The organism is Streptomyces sp. NPDC012825, assembly GCF_042900925.1.
In the GTDB taxonomy this organism is placed as follows: Bacteria; Actinomycetota; Actinomycetes; order Streptomycetales; family Streptomycetaceae; genus Streptomyces.
The window spans coordinates 67,232-93,124 of sequence record NZ_JBIBBZ010000012.1 but is presented as its reverse complement, the minus strand read 5'-3'; the positions used below and the strand labels follow the sequence as shown (position 1 = coordinate 93,124).

Genomic DNA, 25,893 nt, shown 5'->3' with positions numbered 1-25,893 from the left:
CACGGAAGACCTGCGGGGGCCGCTGTCAGTGGCCCCCGGTAGGTTCTGGGACGTAGACAGGAACGTCCACCGGAGGTTGTTGACCGTGACCGACACCAGCATGCTGCCCGAGTCCTGGCGGGGTGTTCTCGGCGAGGAGCTGCAGAAGCCGTACTTCGAGCAGCTCACCGAGTTCGTCGAGGAGGAGCGCGCCAAGGGTCCGGTCTTCCCCCCGAAGGACGAGGTGTTCGCCGCCCTCGACGCCACCCCGTACGACAAGGTGAAGGTCCTGATCCTCGGTCAGGACCCCTACCACGGCGAGGGCCAGGGCCACGGCCTCTGCTTCTCGGTCCGCCCCGGCGTGAAGACCCCGCCCTCCCTGCGGAACATCTACAAGGAGATGAACGCCGAGCTCGGCCTCCCGATCCCGGACAACGGCTATCTGATGCCGTGGGCCGAGCAGGGCGTCCTCCTGCTCAACGCCGTGCTGACCGTCCGCGCCGGCGAGGCGAACTCGCACAAGGGCAAGGGCTGGGAGAAGTTCACGGACGCGGTGATCACCGCGGTCGCCTCCCGTCCCGACCCGGCCGTCTTCGTCCTGTGGGGCAACTACGCGCAGAAGAAGCTGCCGCTCATCGACGAGGAGCGGCACGTGGTGGTGAAGGGCGCCCACCCCTCGCCCCTGTCGGCGAAGAAGTTCTTCGGGTCGCACCCCTTCACGCAGATCGACGAGGCCGTGGCGGCCCAGGGCCACGAGCCGATCGACTGGCGCATCCCCGACCTCGGCTGAGCCTCGGTCCGATCCGGGCCGGGGACGGCTAGCGTCGGCCCTCCCAGTGGTGATCTTGTGGAGGTCGCGGTGACCGAGCAGCAGCAGGTGTCGGACGACGGGGTCATGACCAGGATCGGGCAGGCCCTGATGCTGCTCCACGGCGGCGACCGCGAGGAGGCCCGCAACCGCTTCGGGGTGCTGTGGCAGCAGATCGGCCCGGACGGGGACCCCCTGCACCGCTGCACCCTCGCCCACTACATGGCGGACACCCAGGACGACCCCGAGACCGAGCTGGCCTGGGACCTGCGGGCGCTGGGCGCGGCCGAGGACCTCACGGACGACCGGCTCGCCGCGCACGACGCGTCGGCCGCCGTCCGGGCGCTCTATCCCTCGCTCCACCTCAACCTGGCCGCCGACTACGTCAGGCTCCACCGGTCCGATGCCGCGCGCGCCCATCTGGACCTGGCCCGCGCGGCGTCGGCCCACCTCGACGACGACGGCTACGGGAACGGCGTACGGGCCGCGATCGAGCGCCTGGAACTGCGGCTGCGGGGGGAGTGACGGACCGCCGGCCGCCCGTGGGCGGCCCCCTCGGGCCCGTACCCCCGGCTCACCGGCCGTACGGGGCGGCGGAGGCGGCCGGTCCGGACGGGTCCGGCCGGGCCGACGCGCGCGGACGTTCCCGCTGCTGCGGTACGACGCCGGGGCGCGGCGCCTCCGGGAGCGACGGGGCCGCCGCCCGCCGGTCCCGCCCGCTCGCGCGGGGCGCGGTGGACGGCGGGGGAGCGGGGAGCGCCGCTTCAAGGGCCTCGCGGGCCGGACCGTCGGCGATCTGCGGTGCGACGTCCTTCCCGGGCCGTACGGGCTTCGCCGCGGGGGCGGGGGCCGGGGCGGGTGCCGCCGGCGGCGCGTCGACCGAGACGCAGCCGGTCAGGGCGGCCATCGCCGCCCCTAACAGGATCTTCGCTGTGGTTCGGATTCCATGCACCCGCGCCACTCTGCTGCTCCGGCGGCGATCTTCGCGCCCCTACCGGCGGGGAATGCCCCGCACGGGTGAGGCGACGCGTGCCCGCTCTTGACCCCGCCGGGCGGCCGGACGGCCGAGCGGTTCGGCCGCTCGATCCGCTCGCGTCGCCTCAGTCGCCGGTCGCGCCGTCGATCCGCTCCCGGAGCAGGTCCGCGTGGCCGTTGTGACGGGCGTACTCCTCGATCATGTGGAGGTAGATCCAGCGGAGGTTGAACTCCTCCCCGCCGCTGCGCTTGCCGACGCCCAGGTCGTCGAGGCCGCGGGTCGCCGCCAGGGCGCGGGCATGGGTGATCTCGGCCTGCCAGGTGGCGTGGGCCTCCTCGTAGGTGTCCCCCTCCCCGGCGTGGATGTCCCGGTCCTGGTCCTCCTCCGTGGCGTAGATCCACGGGGCCTCCTCGCCGGCCAGGGTGTGGCGGAACCAGCCGCGCTCGACCTCGGCCATGTGCCGGACGAGACCGAGCAGGTTGAGGTCCGACGGCGGGGCGGAGGGGGTGCGCAGCTGGGCGTCGTCCAGCCCCTCGCACTTCCTCGCGAGGGTCGCGCGGTGGAAGTCGAGCCACTGTTCCAGCGCTTCGCGCTCGCCCGAGGTGGTGGACGGGTGGACGCGCGGGGCGGTGCCGCTCTGTTCGATGCTCATGACCGGCATCGTTCCCCATGATCGGTGGGCGGCGCCAGTGGATTCACGCAGGTCCGGGCCGGAATGGGCCCCCGAGCATGCCGCGCAGCAACTCGTCCACTCCGGTGCGCAGTTCCGCGAGGCTCGGCACCGCCGCGTGGAAGGAGCCCGCCGCGCAGGAGAACATCAGCCCTTCGGACCAGGCGATCAGGGACAGGGCGTGCCGTTCGGGGGAGGCCGAGCCGGCCGCCGTCATCATCGCGGTCAGCGGACCGTGGAACACCGCACCCGCCCGGTCGAAGAAGCTCCGCAGCTCGGGGCGGCGGGTGGCCTCCAGGGCCAGTTCGTAACGGGAGACGAGCAGTGGCCGGTGGTCGGTGAGGTAGCGGTGCAGGGCGAGGGCGAGCGCGTCCACGAGCGCGTCCCCGCCGCTGTCCGGACCCGGCATCTCGTGCGGGGTGAGGACCCGGGACTCCAGCTCGACCTGGCGCCGCACGGCCGTCTCCAGGAGGGCCTGGCGGGTGCGGGCGTGGTTGGACGTCGACCCCTGCGGCAGCCCGGCCCGCTCGTCCACGGCCCGGTGCGTCAGGCCCCGCATCCCCCGTTCGACGAGCAGGTCGAGGGCGGCGTCGCCGATCCGGTCGGCACGCGAGGCGGGGGAGTCCGGTGCTGCGGTCATGGAGGACAACCTACTACCGCCCCCTCCCTGTGGCACTACACCTGTAGTACGGTCGTGGTGCCGGGCTCACTACATCTGTAGTTACCGGTTCGACGGTCACTCGCCCCGAGGAGCAGCCATGGAACAGGACCGTGCCGACGTGAACCGGGCCGGTGGGAGCCGCGCCGACGCGAACGGCCCCGACGTGATCGGCCCCGGCGCGGACGGCTCCGGCGCCCACCGCGCCGTCGTCGTGGGAGCCGGCATCGGAGGGCTCACCGCCGCCGTCGCCCTGCACCGGCGGGGCTGGCGGGTCACCGTCCTGGAACGGGCCGCCGACCTCACCCCCGTCGGCGCCGGCATCGGCCTCGCGCCCAACGCCCAGCGGGCCCTGGACGTCGTCGGCCTCGGCGACCGGGTCCGCGCCCTCTCCGCCTGGCAGGGGGACGGCGGCATGCGGACCCCCGGCGGCCGCTGGCTGGTCCGTACCGACGCGGAGGCCGCCGCCGCACGCTTCGGCGGCCCCCTCGTCCTCCTCCACCGCGCCACCCTCGTGGGGATCCTCACCTCCGCCCTCCCGGACGGAACCGTCAGGACCGGTACGACCGCCACGGTGACGGACCCGGGGGACGACCGGCGTCCGGCCCGCGTCACGGCCGTGACCCCCGGAGGGGAGACGGAGTGGGAGGCCGAGCTCGTCCTCGCCGCAGACGGCATCCACTCCGCGACCCGGCGGGCGCTCTTCCCCGCCCACCCCGGCCCCCGTTACTCCGGCCGCACCAGCTGGCGCATGGTCGTGCCGGCCCCCGGACGGCCCTTCGCGCCGCACGAGACCTGGGGCGCCGGACGGCTGTGGGGCACCCAGCCGCTCAAGGACGGCCGGGTCTACGCGTACGCCATGGCCACCGCCCCCGAAGGCGCCCGCGCGCCCGACGACGAGAGGGCCGAACTCCTGCGCCTCTTCGGGGGCTGGCACCACCCGGTGCCCGAGATCCTCGCCGCCGTCGGGCCCGACCGGGTCCTGCGGCACGACGTGCACCACCTGATCACCCCGCTGCCCGCCCACCACCGGGGCAGGGTGGCCCTTCTCGGGGACGCCGCGCACGCGATGATGCCGTCCCTCGGCCAGGGCGGGAACCAGGCAGTCGAGGACGCCGTCGTCCTCGCCCACCACGCGGGCTCCGGGGACGCGTTCACGCCGAGCCGCGCGCTCGCCGCCTACACCGCGGACCGGCTGCCGCGCACCACCGCCGTCGTGCGCAAGGCCGCCCGCACCGGGGCGCTCACGATGCTCTCCGCCCGCCCGGCCGTCGCCCTGCGCTCCGCCCTCGTCGTCGCCGTCTCCCGCCTCGGGCCCGGGTTCCTCCTGCGGGGCTTCGACGGCATCGCCGACTGGCGGCCGCCCGGCGAACCGGCCCGCCCCGCGTAAGCTGACCGGCGCGAACGGCCCGTACGAGGTGGCCGGCGAACGACGACAAGGGAGACCCCGTGAAGGTTGGCTGCATCGGACTCGGCGACATCGCGCAGAAGGCCTACCTCCCCGTCCTCGCCACCCTCCCCGGGATCGAACTGCACCTGCAGACCCGCACCCCCGCCACCCTGGAGCGGGTCGCCGACACCCTGCACCTGCCCGCCGGCCGCCGCCACACCACCCTCGACGGACTGCTCTCCGCCGGGCTCGACGCGGCCTTCGTGCACGCGTCGACCGCCGCGCACGCGGAGATCGCCGAGCGGCTCGTCGAGGCCGGAGTCCCCACGTACGTCGACAAGCCCCTCGCCTACGAGTACGCCGACTCCGAGCGGATCGTGGAGCTCGCGGAGAAGCGCGGGGTCGGCCTCGCCGTAGGCTTCAACCGGCGCCTCGCCCCGAGCTACGCCCAGTGCCTCGACCACCCGCGCGACCTGATCCTGCTCCAGAAGAACCGGATCGGCCTGCCCGAGGACCCCCGCACGATGGTGCTCGACGACTTCATCCACGTCGTCGACACCCTGCGCTTCCTGCTGCCCGGCGAGGTCGAGCACGTCGACGTGCGGGCCCGGGTCCGCGACGGGCTCATGCACCACGTGGTGCTCCAGCTCTCCGGCGACGGGTTCACCGCCCTCGGCACGATGAACCGGATGAACGGCTCCACCGAGGAGGTCCTGGAGGTCTCGGGCCGGGACACCAAGCGTCAGGTCCTCAACCTCTCCGACGTCGTCGACCACAAGGGACAGCCGACCGTCCGCCGGCGCGGCGACTGGGTGCCCGTGGCCCGCCAGCGCGGCATCGAGCAGGCGGTGCTCGCCTTCCTCGACGCGGTGCGCGAGGGCCGGGTGCTCAGCGCCCGGGACGCCCTGCTGACCCACGAACTGTGCGAGCGGGTCGTCCGGGAGTCCCTGGCCCAGGCCTCCTGACGCGCGAGGGCCACGGAGCCGTACGGGCGCCGCGCCGGGGAGCCTACGCGGCGAGCTCCTGCGCGGCGCGCACCGCGGCCTCCCACTCGAGCAGCAGCCGGCCGTACTCCTCGCGGTCCGCCCCGGTGAGCTCGCCACGGCCGAGCAGGGCGCGGATCCGGCAGTTGATGACGGCGGGATCGACGGCCTGGACGGTGGGCTCAGTGGTCTCGGACATGAGAACAAGCCTACGGGGCGGGACTGACAGAACCGGCCGCGAACGGCGTGACTCGTGTCTCCACCCGCCCCCGCCCGGCCCCTCGCCGCGCGGGGGACGGGAGAGGAGCGGAAGACGGTCAGCCCGCCGACTCGCCCGCGTGCGGGCTCAGGACGTCCGTACCGACCAGAACGAACAACAGGATGCCGAGCAGGATCCGGTAGATCACGAAGGGCATGAAGCTCTTCGTGGTGATGAACTTCATGAACCAGGCGATGACCGCGTATCCGACGGCGAAGGCGATGATCGTCGCGAAGATCGTCGGGCCCCAGGAGACGTGCCCCTCGCCCGCGTCCTTCAGCTCGTACGCGCCCGAGGCGAGGACCGCCGGGATCGCGAGGAGGAAGGAGTAGCGGGCCGCCGCCTCGCGGGTGTACCCCATGAGCAGACCGCCGGAGATCGTCGCGCCCGAGCGGGAGACGCCGGGGATCAGGGCCATCGCCTGGCAGACGCCGTAGATCAGGCCGTCCCGCACGCCGAGGTCCTTGAGCGTCTTGCGCTCGCGGATCGCCCGGTGGCGGCCGCCGATCTCGTCCCGGGCGGCCAGCCGGTCCGCGACGCCGAGGACGACGCCCATGACGATCAGGGTGGTGGCGATGAGCCGCAGGTCCCGGAAGGGGCCCTCGATCTGGTCCTTGAGCGTGACGCCGAGGACGCCGATCGGGATCGAGCCGATGATCACCAGCCAGCCCATCTGGGCGTCGTGGTCGGACCGCATCGACTTGTCGGTGAGGGAACGGAACCAGGCCGAGACGATCCGGGCGATGTCCTTGCGGAAGTAGATCAGGACCGCGGTCTCCGTACCGATCTGGGTGATCGCGGTGAACGCCGCCCCCGGGTCGTGCCAGCCGGCGAACGCCGCCGTGAGGCGCAGGTGCGCGCTGGAGGAGATGGGGAGGAACTCCGTCAGCCCCTGGACGAGTCCCAGGATGAACGATTCGAACCAACTCATGGGGCCAGGGCCGTCCCGTTATGTACGTATGTGGTCAGAAGGTCGTGCGCAGCGTACCGCTCCGAGGTGAAGGATCCCCTGACGGAGCATGTACGCGAGGTAGCGCCGGACGTATCTCCCGGGAGGCCTCCGGCAAACCTCAGCGGGCGCTGCCCACCAGTTCCGGTTCCGGCCTGTCGTCCCGCGCGGGAGCCGGTGACCGCAGGCCGTGGCGCTTGCGCCAGGCCACCACCGCGGCGCCGAGTCCCGACAGGACGATGAAGCCCGCGGAGAAGAGGAAGGCCGGCGAACCGGGCGAACCGGCCTGCGAGCCCGCCACCACGTACGCCGCCGTGTTCGGGACCGAACCGATCCCCGTCGCCAGGAGGAACGGCACGTACTTCATCCGGGAGACCGCCGCGCAGTAGTTGGCCGCCGCGAACGGCACCCCGGGGAACAGCCGGATCGCCAGCATCGAACGGAACCCGTGCCGGCTCAGCTGCCCGTCCGCCGCCGTCAGCCAGCGGCCCCGCACCAGCGGCCGCAGCGCGTCCTGCCCCAGGTACCGGCCGAGGGTGAACGAGATCCCGGCGCCGAGCACCGTCCCCGCCACCGCCCCCGTCAGACCGGCGGCCGAGCCGAAGAGCGCGCCCGCCGCCAGGTTCAGGACCGGGCGCGGCACGAAGGCCGCCGTGCACACCCCGTACGCCAGGGCGAAGAGCAGCACCGCGTCCGCGCCGCTCGTCCGCGGCGGCCAGCCCGAGGCCAGCAGGCGCTGTGGCTCGTAGAGCACCACGAGGGCGGCCGCCGTGAGCAGCAGCAGGGCGAGCAGCGAGAGCCGTGAACGGGGGGCGAGGAGGGCCCGGGAGCAGCGGGCGGCGAGGGAGCCCGTCGGCCGGGGCACGGGAGCGAGCATTCGGGGAGAGTAACGGACGCGCGCGTAGGGGCGCCGTAATGTACGTCATGTCCGTCCGGGCCGGATTCCGGAACGCGCCGCGACCGAGAGGCCCCTCATGCCGACCGGTCCCGCGACCGGCAGGCGCCCGGCCCGGCCCGTACCGCCCCGTCACACAGGCACCCGGCCCCGCCCCGTACCGCCCCGTCACAATGGAGGCGTGAACGAGCACATCCCCGTCGTCCGCGAGGTCGACCAGGGCACCGCGCGCCTGATGCCCGACGTGGACCGGGAGCGGGCCTGGCTCCTGACGGTCGACGGCGCACCCCAGTCGTACGTCGACCTCGACGACCCGGCGTACCTGGAGTTCGAGTACGCGCGCCGGCTCGCCCACGTCGTCGACGGCGCGGCCGGCGAGGGCGAGCCGCTGGACGTCCTGCACCTGGGCGGCGGGGCGCTCTCCCTGCCCCGGTACGTCGCCGCCACCCGGCCCGGCTCGCGCCAGGACGTCGTCGAGGCGGACCGCGGCCTGCTCGCCCTGGTCGCCGAGCACCTGCCGCTTCCCGAGGACTCGGGGATCACGGTGCACGGCGCGGACGCCCGGCGCTGGCTGGAGGCGGCGCCCGCCGCCTCGGCCGACCTGGTCGTCGGCGACGTCTTCGGCGGCTCGCGCGTGCCCGCCCACCTCACCTCCGTCGAGTACGCGCGCGAGGTCGGACGCGTCCTGCGGCCCGGCGGCGTCTACGCCGCCAACCTGGCCGACGGCGCCCCCTTCGCCTTCCTCCGCTCCCAGCTCGCCACCTTCGCCGCCCTCCTTCCCGAGCTCGCGCTCGTCGCCGAACCGGGAGTCCTGCGCGGCCGCCGCTTCGGCAACGCCGTCCTGGTCGCCTCCACGCGCGCGCTCGACACCGCCCGCCTCGCGCGCCGGGCCGCGGCGGACGCGTTCCCCGCGCGCGTGGAGCACGGGGACGCGCTCGCCCGGTTCACCGGGGACGCGGAACCGGTCGCGGACGCCGGGGCCGTACCGTCACCCGTTCCCCCGGACGGCGCTTTCGGCATCGGCTGAGCGGGGCCCCGGCACGGCCGGGAGCTCCTTCCCGGTGGGTCCGGCGGGCGGTTGCGCGGGCGCGTGCGGACGCCGGGTCAGGTTCCGTACGTCCGGCACCAGCAGGACGAGGGCGGTGACGAGCACCATCAGCGCCGCCGCGCCCCACAGCGCCCCGCTCCGGCCGAACGCGCCCTCCGCCGGGCCCGCGAGCGCCGTGGTCAGCGGCAGCAGCGCCGTCGAGCCGAACCAGTCGTAGGCGGAGACCCGGGACAGCTTCTCCTCGGGGATCTCCTGGTGCATCGCCGTCATCCACGAGACGCCGAAGACCTCGATCGCCACCCCGCTCACGAACATCGCGGCCGTCAGGCCGATCGCGGGCAGCGGCACCGCGAGCGCCGCCGAGGGCAGTGCGATCGGGAAGACGCCCAGCGTCCCGACGAACAGCATCCGGTGCGGCTTCCAGCGGGTCATCAGGACCGCGCCGGCGACCGTCCCCACTCCGTACGCGGCGAGCGCGAAGCCCCAGGGGCGCGCGCCGCCCAGCTCCTCCCGGGCGACCAGCGGTCCGTACACCGCCTCGACCGCCCCGATCAGGCCCACCACCACGGAGAACTGGGCGACGATCGACCACAGCCAGGGGCGGCCGACGAACTCCTGCCAGCCCTCCTTCAGGTCGGAGAAGAGCCCTCCGCCGGGGGCGCGCTCGGGGACGCCCTTCACGTCGAGGAAGGCGCGCAGCCCGCCCGCGACGGCGAAGGCGACGGCGTCGACCACGAGGACCCAGCCGGGCCCGACGAAGGCGACGAGGGCGCCGCCGAGCGCGGCGCCGCCGATGGAGGCGCCGTGCATCGCCATCCGGAAGACGGCGAACGCCCGGCTCGCGTGCTCCCCGCTGACGGTGGCCAGGAGCATGCCTTCCGCCGCCGGGTTGAAGAAGGCCTGGCCGGTGCCGCAGAGCGCGGTGAGCACCATCATCTGCCAGATGCGGGCCTCGCCGGAGAGGACGAGGGCGGCGAAGACGGCCTGCGACACGCAGTTGAGGGCGTTGGCCGCGACCATCACCCGGTGCCGGGGCAGCCGGTCGGCCACGGCGCCGCCGACGAGCAGGAAGAGGACGAGCGGCAGGAAGCGCGCCATCGCCACGAGACCGACGTCGCCCGCGTCGCCGCCGGAGTCGAAGACCGCCCAGGTGGTGGCGATCAGGGCGCCGTGCGTGCCGAGGTTGGTCACGACCGTGGCGGCGGTCAGCAGGAGGTAGTTGCGGCCGGCCCACTCGGGCCGGCGGGAGCCGGGCGGAGCGGGCGCGGGGGACACGGGCGGAGTGGGGGGAGCGGGGGAGCCGGCGGGTGATGTCACTCCGGGACTATCCCCGCCGCCCGCCCGAACCGCCAAACCGGTATCCGGCCGGACCGTGACCTCCGGGGCGGCGGGCCGTCGCCCCGGAAGTCACGGATCCTCGGCCGTCACAGGTCATCGACGGTTACGAGTCCCCGGCCGTTCACGAGTCCTCGGCGAGCCGGACCGTGGAGAGGATCTGCCGGATCGTGGCGTCCGGCAGTTCGTCGGCGACGCCGTCGGCCGCGTTGAGGACCCAGGTCGAGAAGTCGTTCTTCGCGTTCTTGAAGGTGAAGGCGATCGCCTTGCCGTCCGACTCGCACTTGTTGCGCTTCTTGACGCCCGGCGCCGTGGCCGTCGACAGACTGCCGACGAGGCCGGACTTCGTCGTGTACGGCACGGCCTTGGTGATCTTGACGGTCTTCTGCGGCATGTGCTGCGCGTAGCCGCCCCACACCCACGTGCCGGCCTCGTTGTACGCGGCCTCCGCGGTGCTCTTGGCGCCCTGGCCGCCCTTGGTGCCGGCGGACGCCAGGCTCCAGGACTCCGGGCTGCCGTCCTTGTTGGTGTCGTAGGTGCACCACTTGCCCTTGAGGTGCGTGGGCCCGGACATCGTGACGAGCGGGCTGCCGTCGCCCTTCTTCTCGTCCTCCAGGAAGCTGATCGTCCCGGGCTTCGCCACCTCCCACTCCGGCGGCACGTCGAAGAGGGTGCCGTACTTCGGGTTGTGGACGACCTTCCAGCCGGGGATCGTCGGCTGCCGCGCGGCGTCGTCGCGAGGGTTGTCGAGCTCGGACGACTCGCTCGGGTCGGGGTCCGTGGACGGGTCCACCGAGGCGGTGGCCGTCGCGGACTGCTTCGGGTCGGCGACGGCGGGCTTCTCGTCGTCCTCGCCGAGCACCAGGAAGGCGGTGACACCGGCCGCGACGACCACGGCGGTCGCGGCGACGATCGCCACGACGGTCGTCCTCTTCTTCCCGCCGGGACCGCCGGAACCGCCCGGACCGCCGGACTGCCCCGGACCCGGGACCGCGTACTGCTGCGGCACGGTCGGCTGCTGGTACGGGTTCACCTGTCCCGGCTGCCGGCCGTATCCCTGCTGCGGGTACCCCGGCGGGGGCGGCGGCTGCCGGCCGTACCCCGGCTGCGTCGGCGGCTGCTGCGGGTATCCGGGCTGGGCCGGCGGCTGCTGGTACGGGTTCGGCTGCTGGTACCCCGGCTGCTGGTAGGGGTTCTGACTCTGGTCCTGCGGGTTCTGCTCGCCCCCGGGCGGCTGCTGTCCTGGCCACATGGCCAGTAACCATAGAGGTGCGGGGGCCTCCCGACCACGCCCGCCCCCCGGCCCCGGCGGGCACGGGGGATGGCCAAGAGTTCTACCCGCGAGTAACATCACGGTCCATGAGCGCAGACCAGATGACCGTCGGCGAGATGCTCGCCGCGACGGTCCCCATGGCCGGGACCCTGAACCTGGAGTTCCTGGAGACCACCGCCGAGCGCGCCGTCGTGCGCCTGCCGGACCAGCCCGCCTACCACAACCACGTCGGCGGCCCGCACGCCGGAGCGATGTTCACGCTCGCCGAGTCCGCCAGCGGCGCCATCGTGCTGGCCGCCTTCGGCGACCAGCTGAGCCGCGCGGTCCCGCTCGCCGTCAAGGCCGAGATCGGCTACAAGAAGCTGGCCATGGGCGTCGTCACGGCCACCGCCACCCTGGGCCGCCCCGCCGCCGAGGTCGTCGCCGAACTCGACGCCGGACAGCGCCCGGAGTTCCCGGTGCGGATCGACATCACCCGCGAGGACGGCGCCGTGACCGGCGAGATGACCGTCGTGTGGACCCTGCGCCCGAACGCCTGACCCGGCCCGGACGCCGCTCCTCCGCCCCCGCGCCCCTCCGGCGCGGGGGCGGACGCGTGCCCGCCGCCCGCTCCGGCCCTCGGCGTCGGGGCCCGTCCGCCCCGACCGGGTAGGCTTCCCCGGCGTGCCCGCCGCGGTGCACGCCGGCGCCACGTCCCCCGACCACGGACGGGGCGCGCACAGGGGAAGTCCACACGGGAGGAAGCCGCGTTGCACGTCCAGGAGTGGCTGGAGACCATCCCCCCGATCGCCGTCTACGTCCTCGTCGGAGTGGTGATCGGGCTCGAGAGCCTGGGCATCCCGCTGCCCGGCGAGATCGTCCTCGTCAGCTCGGCGCTGCTCGCCTCGCAGCACGGCGACATCGATCCGTACGTGCTCGGCGCCTGCGCCACCGCTGGCGCGATCATCGGGGACTCGATCGGCTACGCCATCGGCCGCAAGGGCGGCAGACCCCTGCTCGCCTGGCTGGGGAGGAAGTTCCCCAAGCACTTCAGCGAGGCCAACATCGGACTCGCGGAGAGCTCCTTCCAGAAGTGGGGCATGTGGGCGGTCTTCTTCGGCCGCTTCATCGCCCTCCTGCGCATCTTCGCCGGGCCGCTCGCGGGCGTGCTGCACATGCCGTACTGGAAGTTCCTCGTCGCCAACGTCTTCGGCGGCATCCTGTGGGCCGGCGGCACCACGGCCGTCATCTACTCGGTCGGCGTCGTCGCCGAGGCGTGGCTGAAGCGCTTCTCCTGGCTCGGTCTCGTCCTGGCCGTCCTGATCGGCCTCACCTCGATGCTGATCATCAAGAACCGCGCCAAGAAGGCGGCCGCCGAGCGGGCCGCCGCGTCCGCCGCGGAGCCGGAGCCGGTCCCGGCCGCGGACTGAGCGTCTTCCGTACGGCACGGAGGGCGGCACCCAGGTCGGGGTGCCGCCCTCCTCCGCGTACGCGCGCGCACGGCGCGCTCAGTCCTCGAAGGCCTCCGCGTGACTCCTGGCGAGGTGCAGGTACATCTCGGCGTTGAGCCGGATGCCCGCCCGCTCCTCCTCGGTCAGCGGGCGGCGCACCTTCGCCGGGACGCCCGCGACCAGCGAGCCCGGCGGGACCTCCATGCCCTGCGGGACGAGCGCCTGGGCGGCGACGAGCGACCCGGCGCCGATCCGGGCCCCGTTGAGGACCGTGGCGCCCATGCCGACGAGCACGTCGTCCTCGATGACGCAGCCGTGCACGGTCGCGTTGTGCCCGACGGTCACCCGGGCGCCGATCGAGACGGGGAAGCCGGGGTCGACGTGGACCGTGCAGTTGTCCTGGACGTTGGAGTCCTCGCCGATCTCGATCGGGCCGCAGTCCGCCCGCAGCACCGTGTGGTACCAGATGTTCGCGCGGGCGCCGAGGACGACCTCGCCGAGGACCACCGAGGTGGGGGCGGTGAAGGCCGTCGGGTCGATCCGCGGCTCCTTGCCGCCCACGCCCTTGATCAACGTCTCTGTCATGGTTCTTCGCTCCTGGTCGTCAGCCGTCGTGTCGCGCCCGGGGATGCCCCCGGGCCGCAGCCTATGCCGTGCTCATGACCGACATCACAGCGCACGGCGGTGATGGGGTGCGGGGGCGCCGACTACCGTGGCCGGGTGCCCAGGAACAGAAACACGTTCTCATCCCTCGCCGCCTGGCGGCGCCGGGTCGTCGCGCACGCCCTCCAGGGCGGCTGGCGCTGGGCGCAGCGGGCCGGCGCCGTCACCGCCGAGCACCAGGGGCGGCTGCGCTTCCGCCGGCTCGGCGAGGGCACCCGGCTCGCCTTCCCGCAGGGCACGGTCTTCGGCGAGCGGTGGATCGAGATCGGCGCGTGCTGCATCATCGCCGAGCAGGTCACGCTGACCGCCGGGATGCTGCCGGACCTCGACCTCGGGACGGAGACGGTCCTGGCCCTCGGCGACGGGGTCGTCCTCGGCCGGGGCAGCCACGTCATCGCCGACGCGAAGGTGACGATCGGCTCGGACACGTACTGCGGCCCGTACGTCTACATCACCTCGACGAACCACAGCTACGACGACCCGGACGAGCCGGTCGGCCGCCAGTGGCCCCGCTCGGCACCGGTCTCCATAGGCCCCGGCTGCTGGCTCGGCACGGGCGCGGTGATCCTCCCCGGCGCCCGCCTCGGCCGGAACGTGGTCGTCGCGGCGGGCGCGGTCGTGCGCGGCGAGGTCCCCGACCACGCGGTCGTGGCCGGCGCCCCGGCGAAGGTGGTCCGCAGCTGGGACCCGGAGAACGGCTGGCAGCCCCCGCTCCGCACCCCCGCCCCGGTCCCGATCCCGGAGCACGTCACCCCCGAACAGCTCGCGGCGCTCGCGGCGTGGGAGGTCGAACAGGCCGGTACGGCGGCGTCCTGACGGACCCGTTCGTGCGTGCCTCCGGCCAGGACGGCGTCCTGACGGGCCCGCTCGCGCACCCCCCGCCCGTACTCCGAGACGGCGCCCCGCCCGCCCGGTGCCGGTTGTTAGCGTGGCGGGCATGCGCGCACCCATCGGAGACTTCACCGACGCCCGGCCCGCCCCGGACTGCCTCGACCTCCTGACCGGACCCGTCGCCGCCGCCGTCCGCGCCTGGACGGGCCCCGTCCCCGCCGACCAGGTGCTCTACGTCGACACCGACCCGGCCGTCGCCGACACCGCCGTCTTCGTCGAGCACCACGGCGCCGACCTCCTCGACACCTCCGCGAACTGCGTGGTCGTGGCGGCCAAACGGGGCGGCGGGACGACCCTCGCCGCCTGCGTCGTCGGCTCCGCCACCCGCGTCGACGTCAACGGGGTGGTGCGCCGTCACCTCGGCGCCCGCAAGGCCTCGTTCGCCCCGATGGACACGGCCATCGGCGAGAGCGGCATGGAGTACGGCGGCATCACCCCCGTCGGCCTTCCCGCCGGCTGGCCGCTCCTCGTGGACGCCACCGTCGTCGACACGTCCTGGGTCCTCGTCGGCAGCGGCCGCCGCCGGGGCAAGCTCATCCTCCCCGGCAAGGCCCTCGGTCGACTCCCCGGCGCGGTCGTCCTGGAGGGTCTCGGCGTGCCCGCCGCCTGACCTTCTCCGATCAGCCCAGGCGCGGGATCTCGATCGCGGGGCAGCGGTCCATCACCATGTCCAGGCCCGCCTCGCGCGTACGGGCGAAGGCGGCCTCGTCGATCACGTCCAGCTGGAACCAGACCGCCCGGGCGCCGATCGCCACGGCCTCGTCGGCGACCCCGCCCGCCAGGTCGCCGTTGACGAAGACGTCGACGACGTCGACCGGGAACGGGATGTCGGCGAGGGAGGCGTAGCCCCGCTCGCCGTGGACCGTCTCCGCCTTCGGGTGGACCGGGACGACCCGCTTCCCGAAGCGCTGGAGGACGGCGGCGACCCCGTAGGCCGCCCGCGCCCGGTTGTTCGAGAGGCCCACCACCGCCCAGGTGTCGCCCGTGGACGTCAGGATCCGCCGTACCGCCTCCGACGCGGAGTACTCGGCGGGACCGGTGGTCGTGCTGTCGGCGCTCATCGTCTCTGCTGCCTCTCCTCGGCGCGGTCCGTCTCCCGGGGAACGAACCGCGCCGGTCCTTGATTCCCCCGCCCCCGCCGGCCGCCGGGGAGCGCCGGGCCGGTGGAACGTAGGCTGGCCGGATGCAGGAGCAGTACCGCACCCCGGCCCGCGAGGGCGTGCACGAGACCGAGATCAACCGCTCGCGCTTCCTCTGCGCGCTCGCGCCCGTCGCCGACGAGCGGGAGGCGCAGGAGTTCGTCGCGCGCGTCCGCGCGGAGCACCCGACGGCCACCCACAACTGCTTCGCGTACGTCCTCGGCGCCGACGCCTCCGTGCAGCGGGCCAGTGACGACGGCGAACCGAGCGGCACGGCCGGCGTCCCCATGCTCCAGATGCTGCTGCGCCGCGAGACGCGGTACGTCGCCGCCGTCGTCACCCGCTACTACGGCGGCGTGAAGCTCGGCGCGGGCGGTCTGATCCGGGCGTACGGGGGAGTGGTCGGCGAGGCCCTCGACGCGCTCGGCACCGTGACCCGGCAGCGCTTCCGGCTCGCCACCGTCACCGTCGACCACCAGCGGGCGGGCAAGCTGGAGAACGACCTGCGGACGACGGGCCGCGCCGTCCGCGACGTGCGGTACGCCGACGCCGTCACGATCGAGATCGGCCTCCCCGACGCCGACGTCGAGGCCTTCCGCGCCTGGCTCGCCGACGCCACGGCGGGCGCGGCCGCGTTCGAACTCGGCGGCGAGGCGTACGGCGACGCGTGACGCACGACCCCGGTGCTCCTTCACCGGGACGGCCGCCCCCACACCCCCGCTCGGGATAGCGTGGTGGGCGCACACGAACGGCGACCGGCGCGGGGCCGGCGGGGGAGGGGCGGCACACATGCGGGGCGGGACGGCGACGTGAGGCTTCTGCACACCTCGGACTGGCACCTCGGCCGGTCCTTCCACCGCGTCGGACTCCTCGGCGCCCAGGCCGCCTTCCTCGACCACCTCGTGGCCACCGTCCACGAGCACCGGATCGACGCCGTCCTCGTCGCCGGCGACGTCTACGACCGGGCCGTGCCGCCGCTGCCCGCCGTCGAGCTCTTCGACACCGCCCTCCACCGGCTCGCCGAGGCCGGGGTCCCCACCCTCATGATCTCCGGCAACCACGACTCGGCCCGCCGCCTCGGCGTCGGCGCCGGACTCATCGAACGGGCCGGCATCCACCTCCGCACCGACCCCGACGGCATCGGCACCCCCGTCGTCCTTACCGACGCCCACGGCGACGTCGCCCTCTACGGCCTGCCCTACCTCGAACCCGTCCTCGTCCGCGAGCGGCTCGGCGCCGGGAAGGCCGGCCACGAGGCCGTGCTCACCGCCGCCATGGACCGGGTCCGCGCCGACCTCGCGACCCGGCCCGCCGCCACCCGCTCCGTCGTCGTCGCCCACGCCTTCGTCGCCGGCGGCGCGCCCAGCGACAGCGAGCGGGACATCACCGTCGGCGGCGTCGCCGCCGTCCCCGCCGGGATCTTCGACGGCGTCGACTACGTCGCCCTCGGCCACCTGCACGGCAGCCAGACCCTCACCCCCCGCGTGCGCTACTCCGGCTCCCCCCTCGCGTACTCCTTCTCCGAGGCCGACCACCGCAAGACCATGTGGCTCGTCGACCTCGGCCCGGCGGGCCCCGACGGCGCGGACCTCGACGCCGAACGCCTCGACTGCCCCGTCCCGCGCCCCCTCGCCCGGCTCCGGGGCCGGCTCGACGACCTCCTCGCCGACCCCGCGCACGCCCGCCACGAAGACTCCTGGGTCGAGGCCACCCTCACCGACCCCGTACGGCCCGCCGACCCCATGAACCGGCTCGCCGAACGCTTCCCGCACACCCTCAACCTGGTCTTCGACCCCGAGCGGACCGGGGGCGACACCGGCGCCTCCTACGCCCGGCGGCTCCGGGACCGCAGCGACCGGCAGATCGCGGAGGACTTCGTGGCCCACGTGCGCGGCGGCGCGGCGCTCGACGCACCCGAACGGGCCGTCCTGTACGGCGCCTTCGACGACGTACGGGTCGACACGGCCGAGCGGGAGGCGGGCCGGTGAGGCTGCACCGTCTGGAGATCACCGCGTTCGGCCCCTTCGGAGCCACGCAGACCGTCGACTTCGACACCCTGTCCTCCGCCGGGCTCTTCCTGCTCCACGGGCCGACCGGAGCGGGCAAGACCTCCGTCCTCGACGCCGTCTGCTTCGCCCTGTACGGAAGCGTGCCCGGCGTCCGCCAGAACCCCGGCGCCTCCCTGCGCAGCGACCACGCCCCCGTCGGCACGTACACCGAGGTCCTCCTCGAACTGACCGTGGGCGAAAGGCGGTTGGAGATCACCCGCCGCCCGGCCCAGCAGCGGCCCAAGCGGCGCGGCACCGGCTTCACCACCGAGAAGGCCCAGACCTGGCTGCGCGAGTACGACCCGGCCACCGGCGCCTGGAACGGCCTCAGCCGCTCCCACCAGGAGATCGGCGAGGAGATCACCCAGCTCCTCGGCATGAGCCGCGAGCAGTTCTGCCAGGTCGTCCTCCTCCCGCAGGGCGACTTCGCCCGCTTCCTGCGCGCCGACGCCGAGGCCCGGGGCAGGCTCCTCGGCCGCCTCTTCGACACCCGCCGCTTCGCCGCCGTCGAGGAACGCCTGGCCGACCTGCGGCGCGTGGCCGAACAGCGGGTGCGGGAGGGGGACGAGCGGCTGCTCGCCCTCGCCCACCGCATGGCCCAGGCCGCCGGAGGACTCGACGCGGCCCGCACCCCGGTCGACGGCCGGCCCGGCGAACCCGGACTCGCCGCGTCCGTCCTCACCTGGGCCGCCGTCGCCCGCACCGAGGCGTACGAGACCCTGGACGTCGCGGAGGCGCGGCTCGCCGCCGCCGAACGCCGGCGGACCGGAGCACGCGCCGCCCTCGACGCCGAGCGCGACCTCGCCGCCCGCCAGGACCGCCACGCCGACGCCCTCCGGCGCCGCGAGCGGATCGCCGAGCGGGCCCCCGAGCGCGACCGCCTCCGCGTCGCCCTGGACCGGAGCCTCAAGGCCGACCGGGTCGCCCCCGCCCTGGCCCTGCGCCGGGACGCCGAGCGCGAGCACGCCACCGCCCTCTCCGGCCTCGCCCGCTCCCGCGACCGGCTGCCGTCCGACCTCGCCGACGCCGGGACCGAGCAGCTCTCCGCCCTGGAGAACCGGCTGCGCGAGGAGCTCGGCGGCCTCGAGGCGGCCCGCCGCGCCGAGCACCGCGCCGCCGCCGTCGCCGAGGAACGGACCGTACTGGCACGGGAGGCGCGCGCCGACGAGGACGTCCTGCGCGACGCGGCCGACTGGCTCGCCGGATGGGAGCCGCGCCGCGCCCGGCTCACCGAGCGCGTCGAGGCCGCCCGGGACGCCGTCGCCCGCGCCGAACATTTCGCGGGCCGCCTGGAGCCCGCCCGCCGCCGTCTCGCCGCCGCCCGCCGCCGCGACGCCCTCGCCCGGGGCGCCGAGGCGGCCGGGAGCCGCCTCGCGGAGGCCCGCGAACGGCGCAACGACGCCCACGAGACCTGGCTCGACGTCAAGTCCCGCCGCCTGGAGGGCATCGCCGCCGAACTCGCGGCCGGCCTCGTCCCCGGCGACCCCTGTCAGGTCTGCGGCTCCACCGCCCACCCGGCTCCCGCCCGCACCACCGCCGACCACGTCGACCGCGCCACCGAGGAGGCCGCCTACGCGGCCTACACCGCCGCCGAGGAGACCCGCACGGCCGTCGAGCGCGAACTGGCCGTCACCCGCGAGTCCTGGACCGCGGCCCGCGCGGAGGCGAGGACCGGAGCGGACGCCGATCCGGCCGCCGCCGATCCCACTGTCGAGGAACTCGCCGCCGAGGTGGAGGAGTTGGCCCGGCTCCACGCCGAGGCCCACGCGCTCGCCGGGCAGGCGCACGCCGCGCGCGAGGCGCTCGCGCGGGCCGAGCGGGAGCACGGGGAACGGCTGGCGGCACAGCGGGAGGCCGAGCGGCGGGCCGCCGCCCGGACCTCGCGCCGCGAGACGCTGGACCGGCTGCTGGCCGAACTCGACGAGGAGATCGCCCGGGGACGCGGCGCGTTCGTCACCGTGGCCGAACACGCCGCCCGCCTGGAGCGGCGGATCGGCCTCCTCGCCGACGCCGCCGGCACCGTACGCGCCGCCGAACTCGCCGACCGGCGCCTCAAGGAGGCCGACGACCGGCTCGCCGACGCCGCCTACAAGGAGGGCTTCACCACCCCCGACGAGGCCGCCGCCGCGCTCCTGGACGAGGGCGAACGCCGCGAACTCCAACAGCGCCTGGGCGCCTGGCAGGCCGAGGAGGCCGTCGTCGCGGACCGGCTCGCCGAACCGGGCACCGCGGCCGCCGCCGCGCTCCCGCCCGCCGACCCCGCCGCCGCCGGGGCCGTCCACACGGCGGCCGAACGAGCCCTGCGCGAGGCCGACTCCGCCCTCGCCGCCGCCCGCGAACGGGCCGCCGGCCTCGCCGAACTCTCCCGGCAGGCCGCCGCCGAGGTCCGCCGCCTGGGACCGCTCCGCGAGGAGTACGAGCGGGTGGCCCGCCTCGCCGCCCTCACCGCCGGCACCTCAGCCGAGAACGAACGCCGGATGCGCCTGGAGTCGTACGTCCTGGCCGCCCGGCTCGAACAGGTCGCGGCCGCCGCGACCGCCCGCCTCCGGCGCATGTCCTCGGGCCGCTACACTCTCGTCCACTCCGACGCCCGCTCCGGCTCCAAGCGGGCCGGCCTCGGGCTGCACGTCGTCGACGCCTGGACCGGCAACGAGCGCGACACGGCCACCCTCTCCGGCGGCGAGACCTTCTTCGCCTCCCTCGCCCTCGCCCTCGGCCTCGCCGACGTGGTCACGGACGAGGCGGGCGGCGTCAGGCTCGACACCCTCTTCATCGACGAGGGCTTCGGCAGCCTCGACGAGCAGACCCTCGACGAGGTCCTCGACGTCCTCGACTCGCTGCGCGAGCGGGACCGCAGCGTCGGCATCGTCAGCCACGTCGGCGACCTGCGCCGCCGGATCCCGGCCCAGTTGGAGGTCGTCAAGGCGCGGCACGGCTCGGCGGTGCGGCTGCGCACCGGCGGGGACGCGCTCAGCGGCTGAGGGAACGCCGGGGCAGCGGCGAGGAGTAGACGACGCTGGTCGTCACCGGACCGAGCCCGGAGATCTTCCCGGTGATCGTCTCCAGGTCCTTCATGGAGCGCGCCGCGACCTTCAGGACGAAGCAGTCGTCACCGGTGACGTGGTGCGCCTCCAGGACCTCCGGCGTGGTGTCGAGCAGGTCGTGGAACGGCTTGTAGTTGCCGTGCGGATAGCGCAGCCGCACGAAGGCCAGGATGGGCAGCCCCAGCCGGTCCTGGTCGACGAGGGCCGTGTACCCGGTGATCACCCCGGCCTCCTCCAGGCGCCGCACCCGGTCGGTCACCGCGGACGGTGACATCGACACGGCGCGCGCGAGTTCGGCGAAGCTGGCGCGGCCCTCGGACTGGAGGGCCGCGAGGATGCGCCAGTCGGTGGCGTCCGGCGTGTAGGCGGTGGTCATGGGGGAGGAATAGCAGGGAAGTCCGCCGTCGGGCAAGGGGAATCCCGGCTGTCCGGAGGGATCACCGGCCGTTCGAGGGGGGATCCCCGCCGCTCGCGGCGGATCCCCGGCCGATCGGGTGGAGGGCCGGGGATCGTCCCCGTGCCGGTCCTCAGAGCCGGGAGATCTCGTCCACCAGGTCGTCCAGGCCGAGGGGCCCCTGCGAGAGGGCCGCCATGTGCCAGGCCTTCGCGTCGAACGTCTCGCCGTGCGCCGCCCGGGCGTTGGCGCGGCCGAGCAGCCAGGCGCGTTCGCCCAGCTTGTAGCCGATCGCCTGGCCCGGCACCGAGAGGTAGCGGGTCATCTCGCTCTCCACGAAGGCCGGCGGGCGGCTGCTGTGCCGCTGGAAGAACTCCTGGGCCAGCTCCGGGGTCCACCGCTCGCCGGGACGGAAGGGGGAGTCCGCCGGGATCTCCAGGCCCAGGTGCATGCCGATGTCCACGACGACCCGGCAGGCGCGCATCATCTGGGCGTCGAGGTAGCCGAGCCGCCGCTCCGCGTCGGGCAGGAAGCCGAGCTCGTCCATCAGGCGCTCCGCGTACAGCGCCCAGCCCTCCATGTTGGCGCTGACCTTGCCGATGGTCGCCTGGTAGCGGGAGAGCCGGTCGGCGACGTGCACCCACTGCGCGCTCTGGAGGTGGTGGCCCGGCACGCCCTCGTGGTACCAGGTCGACACCAGGTCGTACACCGGGAAGCGGGTCGTGCCGTCCACGGGCAGCCAGGTGCGGCCGGGGCGCGAGAAGTCCTCGGACGGGCCGGTGTAGTACGGCGCGGCGGCGCCGCCCGGCGGGGCGATGCGGGACTCCACCCGCCGCACCCGTTCGGCGAGTTCGAAGTGGGTGCCGTCGAGCGCCTCGACGGCCTCGTCCATGAGCCGCTGGAGCCAGGCGCGCACCTCGTCGACGCCCTCGATGTGGGTGCCGTGCTCGTCCAGGTGGGCGAGCGCCTCCCAGGGGTCGGCGCCGGGCAGGATCCGCTCGGCCTCGGTCCGCATCTCGCCGAGGAGCCGGTGGTACTCGGACCAGCCGTACGCGTAGGCCTGGTCGAGGTCCAGATCGGTGCCGTTGAAGAAGCGGGACCAGCGCCGGTAGCGCTCGCGGCCCACCGTGTCCGGGGCGCCGGCGACGGCCGGGGCGTACACGTCCCGCATCCAGTCCCGCAGCGCCCCGACGGCCGCGGTGGCGTCCTTCCCCGCCACCGCGAGGTCGGCGCGGAGCCCCGCGGGGAGCGCGTCGGTCCCGGTGGCGGCGAACTCCTCGAACCAGCCCGGCCGCTCGCCTTCCCCGCCCGCCCACTCGGTGAGCTGTCCGACGAAGGTGGCGGTGGCGCGGGGGCCTCCGAACAGCTCGCGCTCCAGGCCGAGGGCGAGCGAGGAGCGGTAGCCCTCCAGGGCGGCCGGCACCGCGCGCAGCCGGGACGCCACCGCCGCCCAGTCCTCCTCGGTCTCCGTCGGCATCACGGTGAAGGCGATGCGGACGCTGTGCGCGGGCGAGCGCATGTTGCTGACGGTACGGAGGCCCTCACCGGCCTCGTGCACGGCCAGTTCGGCCGTCAGCCGCTCCCGCAACAGCCGGGCGCACCGCCGCTCGGCGTCGCCGTCCGCGCCCGGTGCCCGCTCGGCCTCGTCGAGCCGGCCGAGCGTGCGGCGGGCGAGATCGGCCACGGCCCGCCGGCCGGCGGGCGAGAAGTCGGGCAGCAGTCCGGCGCTCTCCCTGACTCCCAGGTACGTGCCGGTGATCGGGTCGAGGGCGATGAGGGCGTCGACATGGTCGTCGGCGACCCGGCGGGGCAGCGGGCTGCTGGAGATCTCTGGCATGGGGGCCATCCTGGCCTCTCCGGCGGGCCCGCGTCACCCTCGTCGGGCTTCAGACGGCTGACAAGGAGGGGCCCGCGGAGGGCGGCAGGAGCGGCCCGCACTCCCACTGCTGGAAGATCAGCCGGGTCTCGACCCGGGCCACCTCGCGGCGGGAGGTGAACTCGTCCAGGACGAGTCGCTGCAGGTCGGTGGGGTCCGCCACGGCCACGTGCACCAGGTAGTCGTCGGGCCCGGTGAGGTGGAACAGCGCCCGGGACTCCGGCAGGGCCCGGATCCGTTCGACGAACGGACCGATCAGTTCCCGCCGGTGCGGACGGACCTGGACGAGGAGGAGCGCTTCGAGCCCCCGGCCGAGTTTGGCCGGATCCAGACGTAGTTGGTGACCGAGGATCACCCCCGTGCGCCGCAGCCGGGCCACCCGGTCCAGACAGGTGGAGGGAGCGACGCCGACTTCGGCGGCGAGCTCGCGGTAGGTGGTCCGGGCGTCGTTCTGCAGGAGGCGAAGAATGTGCAGATCGACCGGGTCCAGTACGACGGAATCGGCCATCGCCCGAACGTAGCACGGCGATCCGGTACTACTTGCCGGTATCCGTTCACAGTGCCGCCATGGACGCCATGGATCTCGGCCCCTCGGCCACCCCGAGGGCCCTTGCCACCGAAGCCGTGCACGCGGGTCGCGAGGATCTCGCCGACCTCGGACTGCACGCCCCGCCGATCGACCTGTCCACCACCTACCCCTCGTACGACGCCCGGGGCGAGGCCGCCCGGATCGACGAGTTCGCCACCACCGGCGCCCGGCTCGACGGCCCGCCCGTCTACGCCCGGCTCGACAACCCGACCGTCGCCCGCTTCGAGGAGGCCCTCGCCCGTCTGGAGGGCACCGAGTCGGCCGTCGCCTTCGCCAGCGGCATGGCGGCCCTGACCGCCGTCGTGCTCGCCCGGGCGAGCCAGGGGCTGCGGCACGTCGTCGCGGTCCGCCCGCTGTACGGCTGCAGCGACCACCTCCTGGACGCCGGGCTGCTCGGCACCGAGGTCACCTGGACCGACCCGGCCGGCATCGCGGAGGCGATCCGGCCCGACACCGGCCTGGTCATGGTCGAGTCGCCGGCCAACCCCACCCTGGCCGAGGCCGACATCCGGGCCCTCGCCCACTCCTGCGGCTCCGTGCCGCTCCTGGTCGACAACACCTTCGCCACCCCCGTCCTCCAGCGGCCGGTCGAGCAGGGCGCCCGGATCGTGCTGCACAGCGCGACCAAGTACCTGGGCGGCCACGGCGACGTCATGGGCGGGGTCGTCGCCTGCGACGAGGAGTTCGCCCGCACCCTCCGGCAGGTCCGCTTCGCCACCGGCGGGGTGCTCCACCCGCTCGCCGGATACCTGCTGCTGCGCGGTCTGTCCACCCTGCCGGTACGGGTGCGGGCGGCGTCCACGACGGCCGCCGAGCTGGTCCGGCGGCTCGCCACCGACCCCCGGATCGCCCGCGTCCACTACCCGCGGATCGGCGGCGCGATGATCGCCTTCGAGGTGTACGGGGAGCCGCACGACGTGATCGCCGGAGTACGGCTCATCACCCCGGCGGTCAGTCTCGGCAGCGTCGACACCCTCATCCAGCACCCGGCCTCCATCAGCCACCGGATCGTGGCCGAGGGCGACCGGCGCTCGGCGGGCGTCAGCGACCGGCTGCTGCGCATGTCGGTCGGCCTGGAGGACGTCGAGGACCTCTGGCGGGACCTGACGCAGGCGCTCAGCGCTCCGCCGGCCGGGTCCCTCCGTGCCGTGTCCGGGCGCCTGGACGCCGTGCCGGGGCCAGCCGGGCGGTGATCACCAGGGTGCCCTCCTCGATCTGGTAGTCGAGGGGCAGGTTCAGCGCCCGCATCGCGGCCACCATCCCCGTATTGGACGACTGGGTCACGGCGTACACGCTGTCGCAGCCGGCCTCCTCGGCCATCGCCACGAGCCGGCCGAGGAGTTCGGACCCGATGCCGCGCCGCTGCCAGTCGTCCTCGACCATCAGCGCGACCTCCGTCTCGTCCCCGTCCCACAGCAGGTGCCCCAGGGCGACGAGACGGCCGGAGGCGGTCCGCACGGCGAGGGTGCGCCCGAAGCGGGGGCTGAGCAGGTGGTCGAGGTAGCGGTCGGCGTCGCCGACCGGACCGTGGTAGCGCAGGCCCAGGGTGCGGGCCGAGCAGCGGTCGTGCATGGCCCGCGCGGCGGCCAGGTCGCGCTGGTCGGCGCGGCGGACGGTGATCTCGTTGCCCTCGGGCAGGGTCAGCACGTCCCGGCCGCGCGGCAGGCGCGGGCCCAGCCGGGCGTCCAGCTCGACCAGGGCGCGCGCCCGGGCGAACTCGGTCGGGGTGAAGGGGAGATGGGGGCGCTCGACGACGAGCGTGCCGCCGTGGGGGTCGCGCAGCCGCATCACGGTCTCCTCCAGGACCCCTTCGACCGGGGCCTGTTCGCCGGTGGGGCGCCCGGTGAGGGAGACGGCCGGCACGGAGTGGAGGGTGCAGCGGCCGAGGAGCTGGCGCAGCGCGAGCGGGAGTTCGGCCGCGTCGAGCGCCGTACGGGTGGCGAGCCCGAGGACCCGGGTCGGCGTGTCCACCAGGTCGTGGGCGTCGGCCCGCTCGGTCCAGGTGTCCCGGCCGCCGGCCGCCGCGACCTCGTGCGCCAGGGCCCGGGCGGAGAGGTCGGCGGGGGCGCGCAGCAGGAACTCGTCGACCGTGCCGTCCGCCAGCGGGTGGGTCTGGAGGGTGAGGATGTCCACGTCCAGGCGGGCGAGGACCGTGCACAGGGCGGCGAGGCTGCCCGGGGTGTCCGCGACGGTGGTGCGCATCCGCCACAGCGCGGTCCCGGTGACCCGGCCGGACTCCCCGTCCGCGGACTCCTCCTCCGCCGCGGGCTCCGGCCGCGCGGCCGGGACGACGGCCACGCCCCGTCCGCCGGGATCACCGGTGGGCGGGGCATGGCCGGCATGACTGTGCCTCCGCGCCCACCAGGTGTGGAAGGCGACGGTGGCGACCAGCGCGATCGCCGAGAACACCAGCAGGTAGGGGCCCTCCGGGCCCTTGGCGATGGTCTTGGCGATCGTGTCGGCCACCACCACGGCGGTGAACAGCGCGGCCAGCTCGATCAGGTCGTGCCGCCAGTGGTGCGGACGGCGGGCGCTCTTCGAAGACGTCACATCGGTCATGACCTCACTGTGGCCCAGTGGTGTTGCGTGATCACGA

The 25,893-nt window shown here is 74.6% G+C and carries 27 protein-coding genes; 13 read left to right on the top strand and 14 right to left on the bottom strand.

The window, feature by feature from the left end; translation table 11 throughout:
- Window positions 1–85: 85 nt before the first annotated feature.
- Window positions 86–769: a uracil-DNA glycosylase gene (ung, locus tag ACFY7E_RS23455; protein ID WP_125660780.1), complete on the top strand. Its 684-nt coding sequence runs from the start codon at window positions 86–88 to the stop codon at window positions 767–769.
- A gap of 69 nt (window positions 770–838) precedes the next feature.
- Window positions 839–1,312 carry a hypothetical protein gene (locus tag ACFY7E_RS23450; RefSeq protein WP_389487789.1) on the top strand — a complete coding sequence of 158 codons (474 nt, stop codon included), beginning with the start codon at window positions 839–841 and terminating at the stop codon, window positions 1,310–1,312.
- Between the two features lie 49 nt (window positions 1,313–1,361).
- Here the strand turns inward: ACFY7E_RS23450 and ACFY7E_RS23445 are convergent, their stop codons facing one another.
- The 3 genes from ACFY7E_RS23445 to ACFY7E_RS23435 all read right to left on the bottom strand — a co-directional run bounded on the left by ACFY7E_RS23445 (window position 1,362) and on the right by ACFY7E_RS23435 (window position 3,073).
- Entirely contained in the window at window positions 1,362–1,694 is a 333-nt protein-coding gene (locus tag ACFY7E_RS23445) for a hypothetical protein (RefSeq protein WP_389487787.1), read from the bottom strand.
- 193 nt (window positions 1,695–1,887) lie between these two features.
- Window positions 1,888–2,424 (bottom strand): DinB family protein, encoded by a 537-nt coding sequence (locus ACFY7E_RS23440; RefSeq protein WP_389487785.1) that lies wholly within the window; start codon window positions 2,422–2,424, stop codon window positions 1,888–1,890.
- Window positions 2,425–2,458: 34 nt separating this feature from the next.
- On the bottom strand, window positions 2,459–3,073 hold the full coding sequence (locus tag ACFY7E_RS23435) for a TetR/AcrR family transcriptional regulator (RefSeq protein ID WP_389487783.1): 615 nt from the start codon (window positions 3,071–3,073) through the stop codon (window positions 2,459–2,461).
- Window positions 3,074–3,191: 118 nt separating this feature from the next.
- On the opposite strand from ACFY7E_RS23435, the gene ACFY7E_RS23430 reads away from it, so the two are divergent.
- The gene (locus ACFY7E_RS23430) at window positions 3,192–4,481 is read left to right on the top strand and encodes an FAD-dependent monooxygenase (protein WP_389487781.1); all 1,290 of its coding nucleotides are present in this window, start codon (window positions 3,192–3,194) and stop codon (window positions 4,479–4,481) included.
- Between the two features lie 59 nt (window positions 4,482–4,540).
- A complete protein-coding gene (locus ACFY7E_RS23425) occupies window positions 4,541–5,446 on the top strand; it encodes a Gfo/Idh/MocA family protein (RefSeq protein ID WP_389487779.1) in 906 nt (301 codons plus the stop codon).
- Between the two features lie 43 nt (window positions 5,447–5,489).
- On the opposite strand, the gene ACFY7E_RS23420 is transcribed toward ACFY7E_RS23425, so the two are convergent.
- The 3 genes from ACFY7E_RS23420 to ACFY7E_RS23410 form a co-directional block, all read right to left on the bottom strand.
- Entirely contained in the window at window positions 5,490–5,663 is a 174-nt protein-coding gene (locus ACFY7E_RS23420; protein WP_389487777.1) for a hypothetical protein, read from the bottom strand.
- A 118-nt stretch (window positions 5,664–5,781) separates the two neighbouring features.
- Entirely contained in the window at window positions 5,782–6,654 is an 873-nt protein-coding gene (locus ACFY7E_RS23415) for an undecaprenyl-diphosphate phosphatase (RefSeq protein WP_389487775.1), read from the bottom strand.
- Window positions 6,655–6,793: 139 nt separating this feature from the next.
- Window positions 6,794–7,549, bottom strand: coding sequence for a TVP38/TMEM64 family protein (locus tag ACFY7E_RS23410; RefSeq protein WP_389487773.1), 756 nt, complete (start codon window positions 7,547–7,549; stop codon window positions 6,794–6,796).
- A gap of 199 nt (window positions 7,550–7,748) precedes the next feature.
- On the opposite strand from ACFY7E_RS23410, the gene ACFY7E_RS23405 reads away from it, so the two are divergent.
- The gene (locus tag ACFY7E_RS23405; RefSeq protein ID WP_389487771.1) at window positions 7,749–8,594 is read left to right on the top strand and encodes a spermidine synthase; all 846 of its coding nucleotides are present in this window, start codon (window positions 7,749–7,751) and stop codon (window positions 8,592–8,594) included.
- Here the strand turns inward: ACFY7E_RS23405 and ACFY7E_RS23400 are convergent.
- Window positions 8,556–9,890 (bottom strand): MFS transporter, encoded by a 1,335-nt coding sequence (locus ACFY7E_RS23400; protein WP_389487769.1) that lies wholly within the window; start codon window positions 9,888–9,890, stop codon window positions 8,556–8,558. The genes ACFY7E_RS23405 and ACFY7E_RS23400 overlap by 39 nt on opposite strands.
- A 184-nt stretch (window positions 9,891–10,074) precedes the next feature.
- Window positions 10,075–11,202, bottom strand: a complete 1,128-nt coding sequence (locus ACFY7E_RS23395) for a hypothetical protein (protein WP_389487767.1) — start codon at window positions 11,200–11,202, stop codon at window positions 10,075–10,077.
- Window positions 11,203–11,324: 122 nt separating this feature from the next.
- Between ACFY7E_RS23395 and ACFY7E_RS23390 the strand changes: the two genes are divergently transcribed.
- Both ACFY7E_RS23390 and ACFY7E_RS23385 read left to right on the top strand, forming a co-directional pair.
- A complete protein-coding gene (locus ACFY7E_RS23390) occupies window positions 11,325–11,762 on the top strand; it encodes a DUF4442 domain-containing protein (RefSeq protein ID WP_030214413.1) in 438 nt (145 codons plus the stop codon).
- A 210-nt stretch (window positions 11,763–11,972) separates the two neighbouring features.
- On the top strand, window positions 11,973–12,632 hold the full coding sequence (locus ACFY7E_RS23385) for a DedA family protein (RefSeq protein WP_389487765.1): 660 nt from the start codon (window positions 11,973–11,975) through the stop codon (window positions 12,630–12,632).
- Window positions 12,633–12,710: 78 nt separating this feature from the next.
- Here ACFY7E_RS23385 and ACFY7E_RS23380 read toward each other — a convergent pair whose 3' ends face one another.
- Complete coding sequence (locus ACFY7E_RS23380) at window positions 12,711–13,238, bottom strand: gamma carbonic anhydrase family protein (protein WP_389487763.1); 528 nt, start codon at window positions 13,236–13,238, stop codon at window positions 12,711–12,713.
- Window positions 13,239–13,373: 135 nt separating this feature from the next.
- Here ACFY7E_RS23380 and ACFY7E_RS23375 point away from each other — a divergent pair, with 135 nt between their 5' ends.
- Complete coding sequence (locus ACFY7E_RS23375; RefSeq protein ID WP_383440111.1) at window positions 13,374–14,132, top strand: acyltransferase; 759 nt, start codon at window positions 13,374–13,376, stop codon at window positions 14,130–14,132.
- A gap of 121 nt (window positions 14,133–14,253) precedes the next feature.
- Window positions 14,254–14,817: a YbaK/EbsC family protein gene (locus ACFY7E_RS23370; RefSeq protein WP_389487761.1), complete on the top strand. Its 564-nt coding sequence runs from the start codon at window positions 14,254–14,256 to the stop codon at window positions 14,815–14,817.
- Window positions 14,818–14,827: 10 nt separating this feature from the next.
- Here ACFY7E_RS23370 and ACFY7E_RS23365 read toward each other — a convergent pair whose 3' ends face one another.
- Window positions 14,828–15,268, bottom strand: a complete 441-nt coding sequence (locus tag ACFY7E_RS23365) for a CoA-binding protein (protein WP_389487759.1) — start codon at window positions 15,266–15,268, stop codon at window positions 14,828–14,830.
- A gap of 122 nt (window positions 15,269–15,390) precedes the next feature.
- Between ACFY7E_RS23365 and ACFY7E_RS23360 the strand changes: the two genes are divergently transcribed.
- The 3 genes from ACFY7E_RS23360 to ACFY7E_RS23350 all read left to right on the top strand — a co-directional run bounded on the left by ACFY7E_RS23360 (window position 15,391) and on the right by ACFY7E_RS23350 (window position 20,375).
- On the top strand, window positions 15,391–16,017 hold the full coding sequence (locus ACFY7E_RS23360) for a YigZ family protein (RefSeq protein WP_389487757.1): 627 nt from the start codon (window positions 15,391–15,393) through the stop codon (window positions 16,015–16,017).
- A gap of 138 nt (window positions 16,018–16,155) precedes the next feature.
- Entirely contained in the window at window positions 16,156–17,334 is a 1,179-nt protein-coding gene (locus ACFY7E_RS23355) for an exonuclease SbcCD subunit D (RefSeq protein ID WP_389487755.1), read from the top strand.
- Window positions 17,331–20,375, top strand: a complete 3,045-nt coding sequence (locus ACFY7E_RS23350) for an AAA family ATPase (RefSeq protein WP_389487753.1) — start codon at window positions 17,331–17,333, stop codon at window positions 20,373–20,375. Before ACFY7E_RS23355 ends, ACFY7E_RS23350 begins: the two co-directional genes overlap by 4 nt.
- On the opposite strand, the gene ACFY7E_RS23345 is transcribed toward ACFY7E_RS23350, so the two are convergent.
- The 3 genes from ACFY7E_RS23345 to ACFY7E_RS23335 all read right to left on the bottom strand — a co-directional run bounded on the left by ACFY7E_RS23345 (window position 20,365) and on the right by ACFY7E_RS23335 (window position 23,216).
- On the bottom strand, window positions 20,365–20,814 hold the full coding sequence (locus ACFY7E_RS23345) for an Lrp/AsnC family transcriptional regulator (protein ID WP_383440074.1): 450 nt from the start codon (window positions 20,812–20,814) through the stop codon (window positions 20,365–20,367). The genes ACFY7E_RS23350 and ACFY7E_RS23345 overlap by 11 nt on opposite strands.
- Window positions 20,815–20,965: 151 nt before the next feature.
- Entirely contained in the window at window positions 20,966–22,669 is a 1,704-nt protein-coding gene (locus tag ACFY7E_RS23340; RefSeq protein WP_389487751.1) for a DUF885 domain-containing protein, read from the bottom strand.
- Between the two features lie 49 nt (window positions 22,670–22,718).
- The gene (locus ACFY7E_RS23335) at window positions 22,719–23,216 is read right to left on the bottom strand and encodes an Lrp/AsnC family transcriptional regulator (RefSeq protein ID WP_125666854.1); all 498 of its coding nucleotides are present in this window, start codon (window positions 23,214–23,216) and stop codon (window positions 22,719–22,721) included.
- A 59-nt stretch (window positions 23,217–23,275) separates the two neighbouring features.
- On the opposite strand from ACFY7E_RS23335, the gene ACFY7E_RS23330 reads away from it, so the two are divergent.
- Complete coding sequence (locus ACFY7E_RS23330; RefSeq protein ID WP_389487749.1) at window positions 23,276–24,490, top strand: trans-sulfuration enzyme family protein; 1,215 nt, start codon at window positions 23,276–23,278, stop codon at window positions 24,488–24,490.
- Here the strand turns inward: ACFY7E_RS23330 and ACFY7E_RS23325 are convergent.
- Window positions 24,414–25,856, bottom strand: coding sequence for a GNAT family N-acetyltransferase (locus ACFY7E_RS23325; RefSeq protein ID WP_389487747.1), 1,443 nt, complete (start codon window positions 25,854–25,856; stop codon window positions 24,414–24,416). The genes ACFY7E_RS23330 and ACFY7E_RS23325 overlap by 77 nt on opposite strands.
- Between the last annotated feature and the right edge of the window lie 37 nt (window positions 25,857–25,893).

Bases quoted from the DNA above. Each gene is read 5' to 3' on its own strand.
- ACFY7E_RS23445 (WP_389487787.1), bottom strand. From the start codon at position 1,694: ATGGCCGCCCTGACCGGCTGCGTCTCGGTCGACGCGCCGCCGGCGGCA.
- ACFY7E_RS23440 (WP_389487785.1), bottom strand. From the start codon at position 2,424: ATGCCGGTCATGAGCATCGAACAGAGCGGCACCGCCCCGCGCGTCCAC.
- ACFY7E_RS23435 (WP_389487783.1), bottom strand. From the start codon at position 3,073: ATGACCGCAGCACCGGACTCCCCCGCCTCGCGTGCCGACCGGATCGGC.
- ACFY7E_RS23430 (WP_389487781.1), top strand. From the start codon at position 3,192: ATGGAACAGGACCGTGCCGACGTGAACCGGGCCGGTGGGAGCCGCGCC.
- ACFY7E_RS23420 (WP_389487777.1), bottom strand. From the start codon at position 5,663: ATGTCCGAGACCACTGAGCCCACCGTCCAGGCCGTCGATCCCGCCGTC.
- ACFY7E_RS23415 (WP_389487775.1), bottom strand. From the start codon at position 6,654: ATGAGTTGGTTCGAATCGTTCATCCTGGGACTCGTCCAGGGGCTGACG.
- ACFY7E_RS23410 (WP_389487773.1), bottom strand. From the start codon at position 7,549: ATGCTCGCTCCCGTGCCCCGGCCGACGGGCTCCCTCGCCGCCCGCTGC.
- ACFY7E_RS23395 (WP_389487767.1), bottom strand. From the start codon at position 11,202: ATGTGGCCAGGACAGCAGCCGCCCGGGGGCGAGCAGAACCCGCAGGAC.
- ACFY7E_RS23390 (WP_030214413.1), top strand. From the start codon at position 11,325: ATGACCGTCGGCGAGATGCTCGCCGCGACGGTCCCCATGGCCGGGACC.
- ACFY7E_RS23380 (WP_389487763.1), bottom strand. From the start codon at position 13,238: ATGACAGAGACGTTGATCAAGGGCGTGGGCGGCAAGGAGCCGCGGATC.
- ACFY7E_RS23370 (WP_389487761.1), top strand. From the start codon at position 14,254: ATGCGCGCACCCATCGGAGACTTCACCGACGCCCGGCCCGCCCCGGAC.
- ACFY7E_RS23365 (WP_389487759.1), bottom strand. From the start codon at position 15,268: ATGAGCGCCGACAGCACGACCACCGGTCCCGCCGAGTACTCCGCGTCG.
- ACFY7E_RS23360 (WP_389487757.1), top strand. From the start codon at position 15,391: ATGCAGGAGCAGTACCGCACCCCGGCCCGCGAGGGCGTGCACGAGACC.
- ACFY7E_RS23345 (WP_383440074.1), bottom strand. From the start codon at position 20,814: ATGACCACCGCCTACACGCCGGACGCCACCGACTGGCGCATCCTCGCG.
- ACFY7E_RS23340 (WP_389487751.1), bottom strand. From the start codon at position 22,669: ATGCCAGAGATCTCCAGCAGCCCGCTGCCCCGCCGGGTCGCCGACGAC.
- ACFY7E_RS23335 (WP_125666854.1), bottom strand. From the start codon at position 23,216: ATGGCCGATTCCGTCGTACTGGACCCGGTCGATCTGCACATTCTTCGC.
- ACFY7E_RS23330 (WP_389487749.1), top strand. From the start codon at position 23,276: ATGGACGCCATGGATCTCGGCCCCTCGGCCACCCCGAGGGCCCTTGCC.
- ACFY7E_RS23325 (WP_389487747.1), bottom strand. From the start codon at position 25,856: ATGACCGATGTGACGTCTTCGAAGAGCGCCCGCCGTCCGCACCACTGG.